This window comes from Streptomyces sp. NPDC048185, from assembly GCF_043202495.1.
In the GTDB taxonomy this organism is placed as follows: Bacteria; Actinomycetota; Actinomycetes; order Streptomycetales; family Streptomycetaceae; genus Streptomyces.
The window spans coordinates 217,685-235,316 of sequence record NZ_JBIDAN010000006.1 but is presented as its reverse complement, the minus strand read 5'-3'; the positions used below and the strand labels follow the sequence as shown (position 1 = coordinate 235,316).

17 protein-coding genes are annotated in these 17,632 nt (G+C 74.1%); 8 read left to right on the top strand and 9 right to left on the bottom strand.

From position 1 onward, the window contains the following. Positions 1-59: 59 nt before the first annotated feature. On the top strand, positions 60-485 hold the full coding sequence (locus tag ACGF3H_RS19780; RefSeq protein WP_362490069.1) for a pyridoxamine 5'-phosphate oxidase family protein: 426 nt from the start codon (positions 60-62) through the stop codon (positions 483-485). A gap of 52 nt (positions 486-537) precedes the next feature. Next, positions 538-1,203, top strand: coding sequence for a pyridoxal 5'-phosphate synthase (locus tag ACGF3H_RS19775; protein ID WP_362490042.1), 666 nt, complete (start codon positions 538-540; stop codon positions 1,201-1,203). A gap of 7 nt (positions 1,204-1,210) precedes the next feature. Here ACGF3H_RS19775 and ACGF3H_RS19770 read toward each other — a convergent pair whose 3' ends face one another. Next, a complete protein-coding gene (locus ACGF3H_RS19770; RefSeq protein WP_362490041.1) occupies positions 1,211-1,822 on the bottom strand; it encodes a GNAT family N-acetyltransferase in 612 nt (203 codons plus the stop codon). A gap of 118 nt (positions 1,823-1,940) precedes the next feature. Between ACGF3H_RS19770 and ACGF3H_RS19765 the strand changes: the two genes are divergently transcribed. After that, the gene (locus ACGF3H_RS19765) at positions 1,941-3,143 is read left to right on the top strand and encodes an NAD(P)/FAD-dependent oxidoreductase (RefSeq protein WP_362490039.1); all 1,203 of its coding nucleotides are present in this window, start codon (positions 1,941-1,943) and stop codon (positions 3,141-3,143) included. 18 nt (positions 3,144-3,161) lie between these two features. Here ACGF3H_RS19765 and ACGF3H_RS19760 read toward each other — a convergent pair whose 3' ends face one another. After that, the gene (locus ACGF3H_RS19760) at positions 3,162-4,475 is read right to left on the bottom strand and encodes an MFS transporter (protein WP_362490037.1); all 1,314 of its coding nucleotides are present in this window, start codon (positions 4,473-4,475) and stop codon (positions 3,162-3,164) included. Positions 4,476-4,546: 71 nt separating this feature from the next. Between ACGF3H_RS19760 and ACGF3H_RS19755 the strand changes: the two genes are divergently transcribed. Beyond that, a complete protein-coding gene (locus tag ACGF3H_RS19755; RefSeq protein ID WP_362490034.1) occupies positions 4,547-5,563 on the top strand; it encodes a helix-turn-helix domain-containing protein in 1,017 nt (338 codons plus the stop codon). A 362-nt stretch (positions 5,564-5,925) separates the two neighbouring features. On the opposite strand, the gene ACGF3H_RS19750 is transcribed toward ACGF3H_RS19755, so the two are convergent. The 3 genes from ACGF3H_RS19750 to ACGF3H_RS19740 all read right to left on the bottom strand — a co-directional run bounded on the left by ACGF3H_RS19750 (position 5,926) and on the right by ACGF3H_RS19740 (position 7,905). Beyond that, on the bottom strand, positions 5,926-6,387 hold the full coding sequence (locus tag ACGF3H_RS19750; protein WP_362490031.1) for an ATP-binding protein: 462 nt from the start codon (positions 6,385-6,387) through the stop codon (positions 5,926-5,928). Positions 6,388-6,886: 499 nt separating this feature from the next. Beyond that, entirely contained in the window at positions 6,887-7,399 is a 513-nt protein-coding gene (locus ACGF3H_RS19745) for an EF-hand domain-containing protein (RefSeq protein WP_362490029.1), read from the bottom strand. A 125-nt stretch (positions 7,400-7,524) separates the two neighbouring features. Then, complete coding sequence (locus ACGF3H_RS19740; RefSeq protein ID WP_189233881.1) at positions 7,525-7,905, bottom strand: STAS domain-containing protein; 381 nt, start codon at positions 7,903-7,905, stop codon at positions 7,525-7,527. 370 nt (positions 7,906-8,275) lie between these two features. Here ACGF3H_RS19740 and ACGF3H_RS19735 point away from each other — a divergent pair, with 370 nt between their 5' ends. Both ACGF3H_RS19735 and ACGF3H_RS19730 read left to right on the top strand, forming a co-directional pair. Further along, the gene (locus ACGF3H_RS19735) at positions 8,276-8,857 is read left to right on the top strand and encodes a sigma-70 family RNA polymerase sigma factor (protein ID WP_225650903.1); all 582 of its coding nucleotides are present in this window, start codon (positions 8,276-8,278) and stop codon (positions 8,855-8,857) included. Next, entirely contained in the window at positions 8,854-10,293 is a 1,440-nt protein-coding gene (locus ACGF3H_RS19730) for a zf-HC2 domain-containing protein (protein ID WP_362490025.1), read from the top strand. The genes ACGF3H_RS19735 and ACGF3H_RS19730 overlap by 4 nt, the downstream gene beginning before the upstream one ends. 167 nt (positions 10,294-10,460) lie before the next feature. On the opposite strand, the gene purU is transcribed toward ACGF3H_RS19730, so the two are convergent. Further along, entirely contained in the window at positions 10,461-11,342 is an 882-nt protein-coding gene (gene purU / locus ACGF3H_RS19725; protein ID WP_362490022.1) for a formyltetrahydrofolate deformylase, read from the bottom strand. 47 nt (positions 11,343-11,389) lie between these two features. Further along, complete coding sequence (locus ACGF3H_RS19720) at positions 11,390-11,890, bottom strand: hypothetical protein (RefSeq protein ID WP_362490019.1); 501 nt, start codon at positions 11,888-11,890, stop codon at positions 11,390-11,392. A 117-nt stretch (positions 11,891-12,007) separates the two neighbouring features. On the opposite strand from ACGF3H_RS19720, the gene ACGF3H_RS19715 reads away from it, so the two are divergent. Next, on the top strand, positions 12,008-13,327 hold the full coding sequence (locus tag ACGF3H_RS19715; RefSeq protein ID WP_362490018.1) for an ABC transporter substrate-binding protein: 1,320 nt from the start codon (positions 12,008-12,010) through the stop codon (positions 13,325-13,327). 60 nt (positions 13,328-13,387) lie between these two features. Here the strand turns inward: ACGF3H_RS19715 and ACGF3H_RS19710 are convergent, their stop codons facing one another. Continuing rightward, a complete protein-coding gene (locus ACGF3H_RS19710; RefSeq protein ID WP_362490016.1) occupies positions 13,388-15,070 on the bottom strand; it encodes a hypothetical protein in 1,683 nt (560 codons plus the stop codon). Positions 15,071-15,269: 199 nt separating this feature from the next. Further along, positions 15,270-16,655, bottom strand: a complete 1,386-nt coding sequence (locus ACGF3H_RS19705; protein ID WP_362490015.1) for a transcriptional regulator — start codon at positions 16,653-16,655, stop codon at positions 15,270-15,272. Between the two features lie 276 nt (positions 16,656-16,931). On the opposite strand from ACGF3H_RS19705, the gene ACGF3H_RS19700 reads away from it, so the two are divergent. Beyond that, positions 16,932-17,585, top strand: a complete 654-nt coding sequence (locus ACGF3H_RS19700; RefSeq protein ID WP_362490013.1) for a bifunctional DNA primase/polymerase — start codon at positions 16,932-16,934, stop codon at positions 17,583-17,585. The last annotated feature ends 47 nt before the right edge of the window (positions 17,586-17,632 follow it).

Genomic DNA, 17,632 nt, shown 5'->3' with positions numbered 1-17,632 from the left:
GCACCCGGTGCAGTCCCCCGGACAGCCGGACGCCCGAGCGCCGTTGGAGGAGAGTCGGAATGGCCCTGACCCGCGAAGAGCGCGAGCAGTTCCTGGCAGAACCCCACATCGCCGCGTTGGCGGTGGACGCGGGAGCCGGACGCGCCCCGCTGACCGTGCCGATCTGGTACCAGTACGAGCCCGGCGGCGACGCCTGGATCATGACCGGGCTGGAGAGCCGCAAGAACGAGCTGATCAAGGCCGCGGGCCGGTTCTCCCTCATGGTCGACCGGCTGGAGCCCACCATCCGGTACGTGTCGGTGGAGGGCCCGGTCGTCGAGACGGTCCCCGCGACCGTCGAGCTGCTGCGGGAGATGTCCGCCCGGTACCTCCCGGCCGAGAAGGTCGACGGCTACGTCGACTTCGCCTGGAACAACCACGGCGAGCAGGTCGTCGTCCGGATGCGGCCCGAGCGCTGGGTCTCCTCCGACCTCGGCCAGGTGTGAACCGCACGGCGAACACCCCTCCCCCGGCCCGTCACCACGTGACAATCGGGGCATGGAAACCGATCTTCACGAGCTGCTGAGGTCGCTGCGGGTCTGGGACCCGGCGGTCACCGAGCTGCCCCCGTTCGACCCGGCCGGCGCGCCCGGCGACCCGCTGCCGTTGTTCACCCGGTGGCTCGCCGAGGCGGTCGCGGCCGGCCAGAGCGAGCCGCACACCGTGTCGCTGGCGACGGCCGACGCCGAGGGGTGGCCGGACGTACGGATCGTGATGCTGCACGGCGCGGACGCGGACGGCTGGTCCTTCGCCACGCACGCCGACAGCCGCAAGGGCCGCCACCTCGCCGCCCGCCCGTACGCCGCGCTCGTCTTCTACTGGCCCGTACTGGGCCGCCAGGTCCGGGTCCGCGGCCCGGTCGCCGTCGCCCCGGCCGACCAGGCGCGGGCCGACCTGCACGCCCGGTCGACCGGTGCGCTGGCCGCCGCCCTCACCGGCCGGCAGAGCGCGCCCCTGAGCTCCCCGGACGAGCTGGCGCGCGCCTCCGAGGCCGCGTGGGAGCAGGCGGAGCGCGACCCGGACGCGTCCGTCCCGTCCTGGACGCTGTACCGGCTGCGGCCGGACGAGGTGGAGTTCTTCCAGGGCGACGCGCGGCGCCGCCACGTCCGCCTCGCCTACCGGCGGGCGGAGGAGGGGTGGCGCACGCAGATGCTGTGGCCGTGAGCGGCGGTCACCGCACGCCGGGAGCGGCCGGCTCCGGGTCGGTCGCCAGCCGGGCGTGCAGGTGCGCGTCCCGGAAGGCGTCGCGCCGGTCGGCCTCGAACATGGCCCCGCGCATCGTCCCCTCGCAGAGGTAGCCGCACCGCTCGGCGACCCGGCAGGAGGCGTCGTGGCCCAGCGCGTGGCCCAGTTCCAGGCGGTGGAGGCCGAGTTCGGCGAAGGCCCAGCGCGACGCGAGGAGCAGGGCGCGGGTGGCGACGCCCCGGCCGCGGGCCTCGGGCAGCACCCAGTATCCGACGTGGGCGTGCCCCAGGGGCAGGTTGATCTCGTTGACGCCGATGTGCCCGAGCGTCGCGCCGTCCGCCCCTTCCGTGATCCGGAACGACGCGGACCTGCCCTCGCCGGCGTCCCGGGCCCGCGCACGCAGCGACTCGCGGGCCGCCTCGAGGTCGGTCACCGGCCTGAGCGGCGTGTTCCAGCGCCGGAAGTCGGGGTCCAGGCATCCGCGCAGCCACGTCCGCGCGTCGGCGTCGCCGCCGGCGTCCCAGGAACGGAGGTGCAGACCGTGCCCGCGCGGTTCGGTGACGGAGGGGGCGAGGGTGCGTATACGTGTGTGGGCCATCGGTCCATTCAAGCCGACCGGGGGCCGGCCGGGCCCGTGAGTTTCCCCGTGACCGATCCGCAACCGATTCCGGTCTTGACCGAGACCCATCAAGCCTGTCCCGGATTACGCTCGCCGCATGGCCGACTCCACAGCGTCCGCTGAACAGCGGTCCGCCCACCCCGCGGACCTCCCCGTGTACGTCATAGGCGCCGGCCCGGGCGGCCTGGCCGTCGCCCACGCGCTGCGCGCGCGGGGGCTGCGGGCCGTCGTCCTGGAGCGGGCCGACCGGGTCGGCGCGTCCTGGCGGCGCCACTACGACCGGCTGCGCCTGCACACCACCCGCCGCCTGTCGGCACTGCCCGGCCTGCCGATGCCGCGCCGCTTCGGACGGTGGGTGGCCCGCGACGACGTGGTGCGGTACCTGGAGAAGTACGCCGACCACCACCAGCTGGAGATCGTCACCGGTGTCGAGGTCTCCCGCGTCCAGCGCTCGCCCGACGGCACCGGCTGGCTGCTGCACGCGTCCGGGGGCCGCGAACTGACCGGCGCCGCCGTCGTGGTGGCCACCGGCCACAACCACACCCCGCGCCTGCCGGACTGGCCCGGCCGGGACACGTACGCGGGGGAGCTGCGGCACGCCGCCGAGTACCGGAATCCGGCCCCCTACGCCGGCCGGGACGTCCTGGTCGCCGGTGTCGGCAACACCGGTGCGGAGATCGCCGTGGACCTGGTGGAGGGCGGCGCCGCACGGGTGCGGCTGTCCGTGCGCACCCCGCCGCACATCGTCCGCCGCTCCACCGCCGGCTGGCCCGCCCAGTACACCGGCGTCCTGTGCCGGCGGCTCCCGGCCGGCCTGGTCGACCGGCTGGCCCGGCCGCTGGCCCGGGTCAGCGTGCCCGACCTCTCGGCCCAGGGCCTGCCGCGCCCCGGGACCGGGCTCTACACCCGGGCCCGGCAGGGTGCCATCCCGGTGCAGGACGTCGGCCTGATCGACGCGGTGCGCACGGGCCGGGTGGAGATCGTGGCCGCGGTGTCCGGCTTCGAGGACGGCAAGGTCCTCCTCACGGACGGCACCCGCGTCGCCCCCGACGCGGTGATCGCGGCCACGGGTTACCTGCGGGGCCTGGAGCCCCTGGTCGGCCACCTCGGCGTCCTCGACACCCACGGCAGACCGGTGGCACGGGGCGCCCGCACCCCGGCGGACACCCCCGGCCTGTACTTCACGGGCTTCACCAACCCGATCAGCGGCATGCTCCGGGAACTGGCCCTGGACGCCACACGGATCGCCAGGGCGATCGCGAAAACCGAGGGCGACCGGGTCTCACGGCTGCCGGGCTGACGGCGGCTCGGCCGCGGGTCACGACACCGCGAGCACCGGAGCGGTCCGGCGTCGGATCACCAGGGACATCAGGGCCGCGACCGCGCACAGGGCGCCGGAGGCGTACCAGACGACGTCGTACGTGCCGAAGGTGTCGCGGGCGACGCCGCCGAGGAAGGCGACGAGGGCCGCGCCGACCTGGTGGGAGGCGAGGACCCAGCCGAAGACGATCGCGCTGTCCTCGCCGTACTGCTCGCGGCACAGGGCGAGGGTGGGCGGGACGGTGGCGACCCAGTCGAGGCCGTAGAAGACGATGAAGAAGATCATCGGCGGGTGGACGCCGGGGGCCAGCAGGAAGGGGAGGAAGAGGAGGGAGACGCCGCGCAGGGCGTAGTAGACGGCGAGCAGGCGGCGCGGTTCGAAGCGGTCGGTGAACCAGCCGGAGGCGATCGTGCCGATCACGTCGAACACGCCGATCACGGCGAGCAGCGAGGCGGCGGCGGTCAGCGGCATGCCGTGGTCGTGGGCCGCGGGCACGAAGTGGGTCTGGATCAGGCCGTTGGTGGAGGCGCCGCAGATCGCGAAGGTGCCGGCCAGCAGCCAGAACGGACCGGTGCGCACGGCGGAGAACAGGACCGTCAGGGCGCGGCGGGCGGCGCCGGGGACTGGGGCGGGCTTCGGTACGAACTTCTTGCCGCCGTACGGCTTCAGGCCGACGTCGGCCGGATGGTCGTGCAGCAGGAGCCAGACGAAGGGGACCACGGCGAGGGCGGCGAGGGCCACGGTGACGGCCGCGGGGCGCCACCGGTACGTCTCCACGATCCAGGACAGCAGCGGCAGGAAGATCAGCTGCCCGGAGGCCGAGGCGGCGGTGAGGACGCCGGTGACCAGCCCGCGCCGTTCGGTGAACCAGCGGTTGGTCACCGTGGCGGCGAAGGCCAGCGCCATCGAGCCGGAGCCGAGTCCGACCAGCAGGCCCCAGCACAGGATGAGTTGCCAGGCGGACTCCATCCACACGGTCAGGCCCGAGCCGAGCGCGATGACGGTGAGGGCGACGGCCACCACGCGGCGGATGCCGAACCGGTCCATCAGGGCGGCGGCGAAGGGTGCGGTCAGGCCGTAGAGCGCGAGATTGACAGAGACGGCGGCGCCGATCGTGCCGCGCGACCAGCCGAAGTCGTCCTGGAGCGGGTCGATGAGGATGCCGGGCAGGGAGCGGAAGGCCGCGGCGCCGATGATCGTCACGAAGGTCACGGCGGCCACCCACCAGGCACGGTGCACCCGGGGGCCGCGGCGGGGCCGGCGGGGATCGGTCCGCCGCGCGGCCGCTGTGGCGTCGGTTGTCTGGGTCACGTCATCGAGCGTGCCGCCTCGGCACCACGCGATCGAGTGGCCCGAAAGTCAGGGTTCGCTAGGATCGGGCCATGACGTCCGGCCGTCCGCACCGTCCGCACCGTCCGCACCGCGTCGTCGTCCTCGCCCTCGACGGCCTGCTCCCCTTCGAACTGGGCATCCCGCAGCGCATCTTCGGGCGCGCCCGCGACGCCGACGGGCGCCGGCTGTACGAGGTCGTCACCTGCTCGGTCCGGCCACCGGGGCCGGTGCTGACGGACGCCGACTTCGCGATCCTGGTCGAGAACGGGCCCGAGGCACTGGCCGGCGCCGACACGGTCGTCGTCCCGGCGTCGTACGAGCTGGGCCCGGTCCACGAGGAGGGCACGCTGACCGGGGAGCTGGCCGCCGCGCTGGCTCTGATCCGGCCCGGCACCCGGCTGGTCGCCATCTGCACCGGGGGGTACGTGCTGGCCGCCGCCGGCTACCTCGACGGCCGCCCGGCGACCACGCACTGGGCCTCGGCCGCGCACTTCCAGCGCCTCTTCCCGAAGGTCCGGGTGGACGCCGACGTGCTGTTCGTCGACGACGGCGACGTGCTCACCTCGGCCGGGGTCGCCGCCGGGATCGACCTGTGCGTGCACATCGTGCGCCGGGACCACGGCACCGCCGTCGCCAACGACGTGGCCCGCCGGACCGTCGTGCCGCCCCACCGCGACGGCGGGCAGGCGCAGTACATCGAGCGGCCGGTGCCCGATCCGCAGCAGTCGTCCACGACCGGCGCCCGCGCCTGGGCGCTCGCCCGGCTCCGGGAGCCGATCCAGCTGCGGGACATGGCCGAGCGGGAGGCCATGTCGGTGCGCACCTTCACCCGCCGGTTCCGCGAGGAGGTCGGCGTCAGTCCCGGCCAGTGGCTGACCCGGCAGCGGGTGGAACGGGCCCGGCACCTCCTGGAGTCCACCGGCCTGTCCGTGGACCAGGTGGCGCGTGAGGCGGGTTTCGGGACGGCTCAGTCGATGCGGCAGCATCTGCAGGCGGTGCTCGGGGTCACGCCCACCGCGTACCGGCGGACGTTCCGCGCGGAGTCGTCCACAGCCTGTGGACAATGAGGGGGGCGCTGCCCCAAGGTGTCGGCCGGCGGCGCGGTGCCGTCCGCACCGAGCATGGGCACCGCACGCCGCCACCCGACTCCGGCGCTCCCGCCCGGTTCCCGCCGCCCCCGGGGGAACCGCCGCCGAATCACGACCCACACTCGTCGAGGGCTCCGTCACCGAGCCCTCGTCGTCCCCTCGCGGCGAATCGTTGCCTACAAGCGTGAAGAAATGGTCACGATCCGTCAACCGGCAAGAGGGGCCTACTCACTTGGGGCTTGGTCACGCGGGAAGCGCACGGAAGCACAGCCCGGCGCACTGCCGCGACGACGGGGGCTCCGGGCCGGCGCGCCCGGCACACCCCGCGCGTCCCGCCGGGCCTACACCGCTTCGTAGGCCAGCCCCTCCGGGGCCACCGTGCCGCCCGCGCAGGCCGGCGGGGCCGCTTCCGACCCGGGACAGCGGTCCAGTTCGCACCAGATCCGCTTGCCGGCGCCCTCCCGGCTCCAGCCCCAGCGGTCGGCGAGCCCGTCGACGAGGGCGAGGCCCCGGCCGCCCGTCGCGTCGCCGTCCACGCACCGGGGCACCGGGGCGCAACCGCTGGTGTCGTCCACCTCGAGGCGGACCGTGGTCTCCTCGCTCACCGCGCCCGGCAGGACGAGCCGCAGCACGGCGGGGCAGCCCGTGTGCACCACGGCGTTGGTGACGAGTTCGGAGACGAGGAGGACCAGCGTCTCGGCGAGTTGCTCGTCGGCCTGTATCCCGGACCCGGCGAGCCGTGCGCGCGCCCACCGACGGGCTCGCCCCACCTCTGCGGGGTCGGGCCGGATCTCCAGCTGCACTTGAAGCACCTGCACCGCTCACACCATCCGAACCGGCGGACACAAAGGCTCGCGCCTCATGAGGGCCACGATCGTAGCCATTTTCTGCATGGCCAGAACAACGGCCGGGTCAGGGTTCACGGAACGTGAATCCCGTACGGGACAGCATGGTTGACGTACAGTCACCCCAACAAGCGCTTCGGGCATATTCCCGCGCGAAGGAGTACCCGTGCGGCATACTGTGCGACGCTCGGTCCGGGCAGTCGAACAGGCGGCGGCCGACGGCCGTCCGGCCTTGCGGGGCACGGCGCACACGCCCGGTTCCGGGGCCGCCCGGCGGGCGGCACCGGCGCGGCCGGCGCTCGGGAGCACTCGCATCCCACACAAGGTACCGGAGCACGGCGCCGACTCCGGGCCGTGACGGGGCGCGCCCCGGGCCCGACCGGATGTCAACGCTCAGTGACCACGCACTGCCACGATCCGCGACACCACGGGCGGGGACGCCACACCGCCGCGCGTGTCACTCGGGCACGGTGAACCAGCGGGCGAACGCCGGGACGGCCTCCGCCTCCCCCACCTTGCCGTCGCCGTCCGTGTCGAGTTCGGCGGCGACCGTCCGGGCGGTGTCCCCGGGGACGCCGAACGCGGTGAGGACCCGCGCGGTGTCGGCGACCGTGACGGCCCCGTCGCCGTCCGCGTCGGCGACCGCGAGGGCCGCGTGCAGGAACGGACGGGCGATCTCGGCGAACCGGTCCGGGTTGTCACGCAGCCGCTTGACCGCCGCGGTGACGAACTCCTCACGGGTGATGCGCTGGTCGCCGTCGCGATCGGCGATGCCGGCCATGCCCTGCCACAGTGCCTCCGCTCCGCCGTACAGGGCCTGGCCCCGGTCGGACCGGGCGGCGACGGCGAACTCGGCGAGCAGCGCCTTGGCGGCCGCGCTGAAGTCCTGCCGGTCGATGTAGCCGTTGCCGTCCTGGTCGAAGGTGGCGAATCGCGCCGCGATCCTGCGCTCGTACTCGCTGTTGACCATGTCTTCTCCGACCGCCTTCACATCACGTCGGTGGGTGCGTCTCGCACGGAGAGTACGACGCCCCGGGACCGCCCGCAGGGCGAACGGGCGCCCGTCCCTCCCCGGGGCACGCCCGGTGCACGCTCCTACGCGGAGAGCGGGCGCGGTTCGTCGCCGGTGGCCGAGGCGAGGTCGGGGTGGACGTCGAAGAGCCGGCGCACACCCAGCGCACCGAGGACCCGGTTGACGTGGGAGCCGTCGACGGCGCCCTGGGCGGGCAGTATCAGGCGCAGCCTGCCCTGGCAGGAGCGGATGAGACGCCGGGAGGCGATGAGCACCCCGACCCCGCTGGAATCGCAGAAGAGCACCTCGGAAAGGTCCAGGACGAGGCTGTGCCGCCCCTCGGCCACCTCGTCGTGCACCCGCTGCCGCAGCACCGGGGACGTCACCAGGTCCAGTTCGCCCGACACCTGGAGCACGGCCCAGTCGCCCCGCTCGCCGCCGGTCACATTGAACGTCACCACCATGCCCTTCATTCGTCGGTACGTCCGGACTCGCCTGAAACGGAGGCCATGCCTACGCTTCTTGGGCGCGCGCCTGCCCAGCGGCCGTTCCCGCAAACACCCGGCCGGAAACGGGCCTCGATCAGAAGAGGCTTGTTTCAGACGCTTTCGATCCCGTTCGATCGAATTCGGTCGCACGATGGAGCCTAGGCGGTCGACCTGAGAGTCCGATGAGCGCCCTACCACCTGCGGCCCGCCGGGGGCGCACATTGACACAAAGGGGCGCGTGTCGCCGGACGTGCCGACTACATTCGAGGAGACGGTGGCCACAGGCTGGAGGCCGGCACGGGACCGGCCCGACCGTCGGGCCCGAGCAGGGGGGTGGAGGAGCCGTATGGCGAAGAAGGACCTGCCGCTGCGCTGGGACCGGAAAATGCAGCAGCGGCTCGCCCGGGGCGAGGCCGCGGCCCTCGGTGAGCTCTACGACCGGTTCGCCTCGCTCGTGCACGGCTTGGCGCACCGCGTGCTGGACGACGAGCGGGCCGCCGACCACATCACCCGCGACGTGTTCGCGCACGTCTGGGAACACCCGGACACCTACGACCCCAAGCAGGGACCGCTGCGGAGCTGGGTCGCCACGCTGACCCACCGCCTGGCCGTGCAGCGGCTGCGGGCCACCGAGGCGGCCGCCCTGGCGCGCGGGGGCCCCGGCACCACCGAGGAGCTGGAGCGCAAGGTGCGCCACGCCTCGGTCGCCGCCCGCGCCGACTACATCGTCCAGTCCATGCCGGCCCCGCTGCGGGCCGCCCTGGAGCTGGCCTACTTCCAGCGCCGCGACTACCGCCAGACCGCCGCCGACCTCGGCGTCACGGAGGACGAGGCCCGCCGCCGCCTGCGCCTGGGCCTGCAACTGCTGGCCACCGCCCGCGACGCCGGATCACCGGGGGCACCGCCGGGATACGGGGGTGCGGCATGAGCGGGGCGCACGACGAGCACGGCGGGAGCGACGAGTACAGCACCTTCGGCGAGCACGGCGAGCGTGACGAACGCGACGTTCCCGGTGACCGCGGTGAGCGCGGTGACCGCGGTGAGCGCGGTGACCGCGGTGAGCGCGGTGACCGCGGTGAGCGCGATGTTCACGGTGAACGTGACGAGAAGAACACGGACGGCGGGAGCGAGGCGTACGGCGGTGCCGGCGAGCCGGACCCCACGCCGCCGCGCATACCGCTGCCCCGTGCGTCCGTCGAGGACGGTGGGCGTCCGCTGCCCGCGGCGCGGCCGGCCGCGCCCCTCGTACTGGAGCATCACGTGCTGACCTCCCTCCTCGGTGCCTGGGCGCTGGCCGCCTGTTCCCAGGAGGAGGCCACGGCCGTCGAGGAGCACCTGGGCGAGTGCGGCGCCTGTGCGGAGGAGGCGCTGCGGCTGCGCGACGCGGTCGGGCTGCTCCAGCGTCCGGAGAGTCTCGACCTGGACCCCGCCCTGCGCACCCGGGTCCTGGAGGGCTGCCTGGAGCGCCGCCCGCCGCGCATCCCGGTGCCCGAGTGGGCGACACCGTACGACGCCGAGACGGCGCGCCTGGACGCACTGCTCCAGGACTTCGGGGACTCCGAGTGGCACGCGCCGGTACGGTTGCGCTGGTTCGGTGCCGACGGCACGGCGAGCCGGCGCACCACCGTGGCCGGGGTCATCGCGCACCTGCTGACGGTCGACGGACTGGTCGGGGTCGCGCTGGGCCTGCCCGACCCGCTCGGCGAGATCACCTCCCCGGCACCCGCTCCGGCGAGCCGCACCGAGGCCTACTGGCGCGCCTCGCACTACCCGCCCACGCGCGCGGTGCGGGCACCGTGGCGCGAGCAGAGCCACGCCCTCGTCCGGACCGTGGCGTTCACGGGCGGCACGGGTGGCGGCACGGGCCGGATGCCGGTCTCCTACGGCGACTTCGCGCTGCCGCTGCGCGACGCCATGCTGGACCGGGCCTTCGAGTGCTGGGTACACGCGGAGGACATCGCCGAGGCGGTGGACTACCCCTACGAGCCGCCCTCGCCGCGCCATCTCAACCGGATGATCGACCTGGCGGCGCGGATGCTGCCGGGCGTCCTGGCCGAGCGCCGCAGGGCCGGGCTCGCCGCGCCCGCCGGCGGCCGCCGTCTGGTCGCGGCGGGCGAGCCGGGGCGCAGCCTGCGGCTGGAGATCGAGGGCTCGGGCGGCGGCGAGTGGCTCATCCCGCTGGACTCACCGGCGGCGGTGGGCTCCGCGGAGCACGAGGTGGCCCATGTCGCCCTGGACGGGGTCGAGTTCTGCCGCCTGGCCGCGGGCCACGTGCCTCCGGCGGAGGCGGCGGCGGGGCAGGTCGGTGACCGGGAGGCGATCAGGGACGTGCTGTTCGCTGCGGCGAGCCTGAGCCGGATGTAGGGGCGGGTCGCGGTTTCGTGGGGGACTGCGGGCGCGTGAGGGCTGGTCGCGCAGTTCCCCGCGCCCTTCGGGGCGCGTTGCCTGCGCGTACCTCCAGGGGCGCGGGGAACTGCGCGACCAGCCGACGACTACGCGCAGCCGCCGACGAGACAGAACCCCCCGAGCCGCTAGGCGAACACGACCGTCCGCCGCCCGTTCAGCAAAATCCTCCGCTCGGCGTGCCACTTCACGGCCCGCGCCAGCGCCTGGCACTCCACGTCCCGCCCGATGGCGACCAGTTGGTCCGGCGTGACGTCGTGGCCCACGCGCTCGACCTCCTGCTCGATGATCGGCCCCTCGTCGAGGTCGGCCGTCACGTAGTGCGCGGTCGCGCCGATCAGCTTCACGCCCCGGGCGTGCGCCTGGTGGTACGGCTTCGCGCCCTTGAAGCTCGGCAGGAAGGAGTGGTGGATGTTGATGATGCGGCCGCTGAGCTGCTTGCACAGGTCGTCGGAGAGGACCTGCATGTAGCGGGCCAGCACGACGAGTTCGACGTTCTCCTCGCGCACCAGCTCCAGCAGCCGCGCCTCGGCGTCCGCCTTGGTGTCCTTCGTCACGGGGATGTGGTGGAAGGGGATGTCATAGGACCCCACCAGCTCCGCGAAGTCGGTGTGATTGGACACCACGGCGGCGATCTCCACGGGCAGTGCGCCGGTCCGGGCCCGGAACAGCAGGTCGTTCAGGCAGTGCCCGAACTTGCTGACCATGAGCACGATGCGCATCTTCTCGTCGGCCCGGTTGATCTGCCAGTCCATGTGGAAGGAGTCACCGATCGCCGCGAAGCTGGCCCGCAGCTTGTCCACGGTCACCGGAGCGTCCGCCGAGAAGTGGACACGCATGAAGAACAGGCCCGTGTCGTGGTCGCCGAACTGCTGGCTGTCCTCGATGTTGCAGCCGGTCATGAACAGGTAGCTCGACACGGCGTGCACGATGCCCTGCTTGTCCGGGCAGAACAGGGTGAGGACGTACTGGTCGGCCGGTGCGGCGGCGGGGCTGGACTGCTCGTTCATGGGGGACAGGGTCCCATACCCGGCCCTGCCGGGCCGAGGGCCGCCCGTCAGGCGGACCGCGTCATGATCCGCAGCACCTCGAGGCTGCGCGGCTCCGAGTCCGGCTCCTCCCCGTCGCTGGTGGCCAGCCGCACGTGCGCGTCCCGCGCCGCCCGCACCGCCTCCGGCCAGTCCGGGTGGTCCAGGTAGGCGGCCACCGGGGCGTCCGGCCCCACCTGGTGCATGATCCGCAGGACCCGCAGCACGGCGGTGTCGACGAGGGACGCCTCCTGGGAGTCGCGGAAGATGGTGCCGACGTACTTCTCCGCGGACCAGTGGTCCAGCCAGGTGTCCTCCACCAGCCGGTACACCGCGTCGGTGACGTCGCCGTAGCCGGGCGTACCGGCCAGCCAGACGTCCCGCTGGAAGGCGGGCGCGGAGAGCATGTGCAGCGCGGAGCGCACCTGGCTGCGCCAGCGCCACCACGGCATGTCGTTGAGTGGCATGCCGCCCATGGTGGAGGAGCGACGGCCGCGACGGGAAGTGTTCTCCGAACCTTGCACGGTCATCGATCGTACGTTCCCCTCCACCCGTGGCGTACCGGCCCCCGCAATTCACCTCGGTGTCACCGTGCGTTGACCGGAGGTCACTTCCAGGTTATCCGTGTGGCGGAATCGTGCGTGACCATGACCGGCAGGCGACGCAACCGCAGCACGTTCCTCCGCGACCTCCCGGGCCGCTCCCGGCGCACCCGAGCCGGAGCACTGACGGCGGCGGGTGCGCTGGCGGCGTGTGCGTCGCTCGTCACCGGCTGCGGGGTCGTCCCCGGTGTCACGGGGGGCGCCGGGGACGACCCGATCACCGTCATGACCTGGGCGCCCACGGACACGGGCGCGACCAACAAGCCCGGCATGCCCGCCTTCGCCCGTGCCTACGCCCGCTGGGTCAACGCCCACGGCGGCCTGGGCGGCCGCAGGCTGAACGTCCTGACCTGCAACGACCACAACGACAGCGTGGCCGCCGCGAAGTGCGCCCGCCGCGCAGTCAAGGAGGGCGCGGTCGCCGTGGTCGGCTCCTACAGCCAGCACGCCGACTCGTTCTTCCCCGTCCTGGAGGGCGCCGGCATCCCCTACATCGGCGGCTACGGCATCACCAACGCCGAGTTCACCAGCCCGCTGTCGTACCCCGTCAACGGCGGCCAGCCCGCGCTGCTCGCCGGTCTGGGCAGTGCGCTCGCCGAGCCCTGCGGGCCCGTCACGCTGGTCCGCCCCGACACCATCGCCGGCGACCAGCTGCCCGCGCTGCTCGACTCGGGGCTGACCGGAGCCGGGCACTCCTCGACGCACGACCAGCGGGCGAAGGAGGACGCCACCGCGTACGACGCCGAGTCCGACCGGGCACTGCGGCAGGCGACCGCCGACCCGGCGAACCGGGGATGCGTGGTGCCGGTCCTCGGGGACCGCACCGGCACCTTCATGGACTCCTTCCGGCGGGCCCGCGAGAACTACCCGGAGGTGCGGACGGCGACCGTGCTCGGCAGCGTCGACCAGTCGACCGTGAACGCGTCCGGCGGCGCCTCGGGACCGTACGAGGGCGCGTACGTCACCGGCTGGTACCCGGAGGTGAGCGATCCGGGCTGGGCCGGGATGAAGAAGGTCATCCAGGAGGAGGCGTTCGGCGACAACACCGTCGACGCCGCGGACGCCGGGGTGCAGACCACCTGGATCGCGTACACCGTGTTCAAGGAGGTCGTCGAGTCCCTCGGCGACGGCGGGGTGAGCGCCGACCGGGTCACCCGGGCCCTGGACGGCGGGCTGAAGGTCGGCACGGGCGGCCTCACGCCGACGCTCCAGTGGAAGTTCCAGGACAAGCTGGCCTCCGTCGGCTTCCCGCGGCTGGTCAACACGGAGGTCACCCTGCAGGTCGTCCGGCAGGGCCGGCTGGTGTCGGCCCGCGAGGGCGCCGTCGACACCACCCGGACCCTGGGCGACGCCGACATCGCCTGAGCCGGACCGGACCGGGCCGCGTCACGGGCGGGCGGGCCGTGCGAGCCCGCCCGCGGGCGGTCACAGCTGGGTCGCGTCGCGCTCCGTCAGGCCGTACTGCTTGGCGATGGTGTTCCAGAGGTCGGCGGCCTTCGCCTTCTCCGTGCTCGCCGTGCCGCTCGCCCGGTTGCCCGCCTGGGTCTCGGTGGTGCTGCGGGCCTTGCCCTTCTTGCAGCCCTTCTTCCCGGCCGTCTGGTCGGCCCAGGCCGCGTAGTGGTTGTCGGCCGACGCCGAGGCCTGCCACGCCTTGGTGAGCGCGGCGGTCAGCTCGGCGTGGCCGGGCAGCTTGTCCACGGAGAGCTGGGAGAGGCTCGTGACCAGGCCGGTGCGCTGCTTGGCGGCCTCGCGCAGGTCCTTGGCGGCCTGCGGCAGGTTGTCGCAGGACTTCACGTCCGCCACCGCGTCGATCACGGTGGTCCGGCTGCTGCCGCTGTCGGCCAGCAGCTTGTCGAGGGCCACGGCCTGCTGGCGGACCGGGTCGGCGGACGGTGACGCCGGGGCCGACGCGGAGTCCGCGGGGGCCGTGGCGGAGACGGTCTGGTTGTCGGCCTTGTCGTCGTCGCTGTCCCCGCCGGCCATCATCGCGCCGGCGCCGATCCCGACGACGGCGATGCCGACGCCGACGGCCGCGAGGAGCGGGAGGCGCGAACCGGTCCGTCCGCCGCGGCCGCCCCGGCCACCGTCGTCGTGACCGCCGCGCCGCCTGCCGCCGCCCGGACCCTGGGGGACGTACCCGGCCGGGTCCGGGGAGTGCGCGGGGCCCGGCTCGTCGAAGCGGGGCATCTGCTGGGTGGCGGAGGCGGGGCCGTCGGCGCCGGGGGCGCTGCGGAAGAGGTTGTCGAACTCGGCGGGCGGCTGCCGGCCGTCGTCGGCGCCGGGAACGCCGCCGTGGGGCCCGGCGGGCACGGGCGCGATGTACTGCGTGGCCTCGGCGTCGGGGCCGCCGGCCGCCGGGGCGGGCTGATGGCCGGCCCCGGGGTGCGGGGTGTGCTGCGGCGCGTGGCCGAGGAACTGCGTGGCGTCGGAGGGCGCGCCGGCGGGTCTCTCGGGAGGCAGCGCCCCCGGGGAGACGGGGGGTATGTACTGCGTCGCCCCCTCGTCGGCGGGCATGCCGACCGGCGGCAGGTACTGGGTGGCGCCCTCGTCGGCCGGCGGGAGCGGCGCGGACGGCTGCCCGTGCTGTCCGTACGCCTGCTGCCCGTACGCCTGCTGTCCGTACGCGGGTTGCCCGTGCTCCGGCTGCCCGTACTGCGGCTGCCCGTACTCCGGCTGCCCGTACGGCGGTTGCGGGCTCTGGGCGTGCCCGGCCGCGGCCGGACCGCCGTACGCCGGCGGCTGCGTGTTCTCCGGGGGCAGCGGGCCGGGGCCCGCCTCGGGCGGCAGGCCGCCGGGGGCCTGCGCCGGCCAGCCGTGCTGCTCGGCGGGCGGGCGGCCGGTGTCCGGGGAACCCCAGGGCTGGGCGCCGGGCGGAGTGGGCCAGCTCTCCCCCTGGGGCGGGCCGTACTGCTGCTGCCCGGGCCCCCACGGCTGGTCCCAGGCCTGGGCGCCGGGCGGCGCCGAGGCGGGCGCGGGCCGAGCGGCCTGCGGCCCGGCGGTCCCGCCCGCCGGGCCCGGCAGCAAGGGCGCACCGCCGTCCGAGGGCAGCACGATGCCTTCGCGCGCTTGCCGCGGCGAGGGCTCCTCGCCCTGTCCACTCTGCGTCACCGGGACTCCTGTGAATGGGGGACCTTCGGAATCGTCGGCTCACGCTACCGGGTACCCCGAGCCCCCTGCCACGCCGCCCGGGGCGCGACCTTCTTCCCTGTGACCGCAGTAACAAAACCGGGCCCCGGCACGCTGTTTACGTTCCTTTCCGCTCTCCGCACAGTGTTTCACCGCACGTTCACGCACCGGGCCCGTCGGCTCAGGCGGCGGCGGGCAGGTCGAGCCGCGCCCCGAACTCCCTCACCACCGCCTCCTCCCGGTAGGGCTCCAGGCGCTGCTGGAAGTCCTCCAGGTACTCGGCGCCCCGGTTGGACCGCAGCGTCTCCAGCAGGTCCACGGCCTTCAGCGCCGTGTGGCAGGCCTGTTCGATCTCCCGCTGCTGCACCTGCGCCGTGGCGAGCAGCACATGGCCGATGGCCCGCCTGCGCACCCGGGACTCGGGGTGCCCGGCCAGGGACTCCTCGGCGCACCGCGCCGCCGCGTCGGCCTGTCCGAGGTCCCGGTGGCAGTGCGCCAACTCGTCGGCCAGGTAGGCCTGGTCGAAGTGCGCGATCCACGCCGGGTCGTCGCCGGAGGCGGCGTCGGCCGCCTCCATCGCCCCGACCGCGCGCCCGGCCGCCTCCTGGGCCGAGCGCGCGTCGCCGAGCAGGGCGTGGCCGCGCGCCTCGGCCGCGTGGAACATCGACTCCGCGCGCGGCGTCACCCGCCCCCGGGCTCCCTCCTGCGCGGCCCGCGCCAACTGCGCGATCTCCCGCGGATTCCCGAGCTGCGCGGCCAGGTGGCTCATCGACGCGGCGAGGACGTATCCGCCGTACCCGCGGTCGCCGGCCGCCTGCGCGAGCCGCAGCGACTGGATGTAGTACCGCTGGGCCAGGCCCGGTTGCCCGGTGTCGACGGCCATGTACCCGGCGAGCTCGGTCAGCCGGGCGACCGTGGCGAACAACTCCCGCCCGACCGCCTCCCGGTAGGAGCCCGCGAGCAGGCCGGAGACGACGCTGTTGAGGTAGTGCACGACGACCGGGCGCACGTGCCCGCTGCCGTGCTGGTGGTCCAGGTCCACCAGTGCCTGCGTCATCGCCCGCACGGCCGCCACGTCGGACTGGCCCACCCGCGGCCCGGCCGAGCGCGACACCTGCGGGTCGGGCGCGGAGATCAGCCAGTCGCGGCTCGGCTCGACCAGGGCGGACGCGGCGACGGAGGAACCGGACAGGAAGTCCCGCCGCCCCACGTCGCTGCGCCACAGTTCGCAGACCTGCTCGATGGCTCCCAGTACCGTCGGCGAGAACTGGAGGCCGACGCCCGACGCGAGGTTCTTGCCGTTGGCCATGCCGATCTCGTCGATCGTGACCGTACGGCCGAGCTTGCGTCCCAGCGCCTCCGCGATGATCGCCGGTGCCCGTCCGCGCGGCTGCTGACCGCGCAGCCACCGGGCCACCGACGTCTTGTCGTACCTCAGGTCGAGGCCGTGCTCGACGCCGCACATGTTCACCCGGCGGGCGAGGCCCGCGTTCGAGCAGCCCGCTTCCTGAATGAGCGCCTGCAGCCGTTCGTTCGGCTGTCGCGCGACGAGAGGCCTTGCGGCCATGGCGTACCCCCATGCGGTCTCGATGCTGTCTCGGCGGAACGAGGAATTTCCGGCCGTGAAGATCAATGCCCCGCCGCTGTGCCGACAATGCGAGGCTTGTGAGGTTTGCCGGGGTTACGGCCGGTGCCGGCCCCAGACGTGGCTACCCAGCTCCGGCCACGGATCCTCCCGCGCGCCCCCGAACGTGCACCCATGCGCCCCGAGTGCGGGATCGATGCTCCTCCCCCGCGCGCGGGGGAGCCGTAACCCGTGGTGGGTGCGGGAGTTGAGTTCCACGTGGAAGAGACCATCCCGGGCACCGATACCGCTCAGATCCCGCAGCAACGAGGAACGTCGCTGCTGGAGACCGCCGTCCGCTATGCCGAGGAACGCCACTGGGACGTGTTTCCCGGGGTCTGGCTGGACGCCTCCGACGGGGTGCAGCGCTGCTCCTGCGGGGAGGCGGCGTGCGCCGCCCCGGGGGCGCACCCGGCGCGCGAGGACTGGGCGACGCAGGCGACGGGCAGTGCGACGGTCGTCCGCCGGATGTGGCAGCAGCACCCGTCGGCGTCGGTGCTGCTGCCGACGGGGCGGACGTTCGACGCGATCGAGGTGCCGGAGACCGCGGGGTTCCTCGCACTCGCCCGGATGGAGCGGATGGAGCTGACGCTCGGGCCGGTGACGCTGGCGCCGGACCGCCGGATGCGGTTCTTCGTCCTGCCGGGGGCCACGGTGAAGGTGCCCGAGCTGGTGCGGAATCTGGGCTGGTCCCCTCGCTCGCTCGACCTGACCGTGCTCGGGGAGGGCGGGTACGTCGCGGCTCCGCCGACGCGGGTGGGGACGCGGGGGGCGGTGCAGTGGGTGTGCCGGCCGACGCCGGCGAACCGGTGGCTGCCGGACGTGGAGGAGTTGATCTCGCCGTTGGCGTATGCGTGCGGTCGGGATCGCTAGGGGGCGCCCCTTCATCTGCGTGGCTCGAGCCCGGCGGCGGCTGCGGG

What these genes read in the sequence shown, in the direction of transcription:
- ACGF3H_RS19780 (WP_362490069.1), top strand. Translation starts at nt 60, where the DNA reads ATGGCCCTGACCCGCGAAGAGCGCGAGCAGTTCCTGGCAGAACCCCAC.
- ACGF3H_RS19775 (WP_362490042.1), top strand. Translation starts at nt 538, where the DNA reads ATGGAAACCGATCTTCACGAGCTGCTGAGGTCGCTGCGGGTCTGGGAC.
- ACGF3H_RS19770 (WP_362490041.1), bottom strand. Translation starts at nt 1,822, where the DNA reads ATGGCCCACACACGTATACGCACCCTCGCCCCCTCCGTCACCGAACCG.
- ACGF3H_RS19765 (WP_362490039.1), top strand. Translation starts at nt 1,941, where the DNA reads ATGGCCGACTCCACAGCGTCCGCTGAACAGCGGTCCGCCCACCCCGCG.
- ACGF3H_RS19755 (WP_362490034.1), top strand. Translation starts at nt 4,547, where the DNA reads ATGACGTCCGGCCGTCCGCACCGTCCGCACCGTCCGCACCGCGTCGTC.
- ACGF3H_RS19745 (WP_362490029.1), bottom strand. Translation starts at nt 7,399, where the DNA reads ATGGTCAACAGCGAGTACGAGCGCAGGATCGCGGCGCGATTCGCCACC.
- ACGF3H_RS19740 (WP_189233881.1), bottom strand. Translation starts at nt 7,905, where the DNA reads ATGGTGGTGACGTTCAATGTGACCGGCGGCGAGCGGGGCGACTGGGCC.
- ACGF3H_RS19735 (WP_225650903.1), top strand. Translation starts at nt 8,276, where the DNA reads ATGGCGAAGAAGGACCTGCCGCTGCGCTGGGACCGGAAAATGCAGCAG.
- ACGF3H_RS19730 (WP_362490025.1), top strand. Translation starts at nt 8,854, where the DNA reads ATGAGCGGGGCGCACGACGAGCACGGCGGGAGCGACGAGTACAGCACC.
- purU (WP_362490022.1), bottom strand. Translation starts at nt 11,342, where the DNA reads ATGAACGAGCAGTCCAGCCCCGCCGCCGCACCGGCCGACCAGTACGTC.
- ACGF3H_RS19720 (WP_362490019.1), bottom strand. Translation starts at nt 11,890, where the DNA reads ATGACCGTGCAAGGTTCGGAGAACACTTCCCGTCGCGGCCGTCGCTCC.
- ACGF3H_RS19715 (WP_362490018.1), top strand. Translation starts at nt 12,008, where the DNA reads ATGACCGGCAGGCGACGCAACCGCAGCACGTTCCTCCGCGACCTCCCG.
- ACGF3H_RS19705 (WP_362490015.1), bottom strand. Translation starts at nt 16,655, where the DNA reads ATGGCCGCAAGGCCTCTCGTCGCGCGACAGCCGAACGAACGGCTGCAG.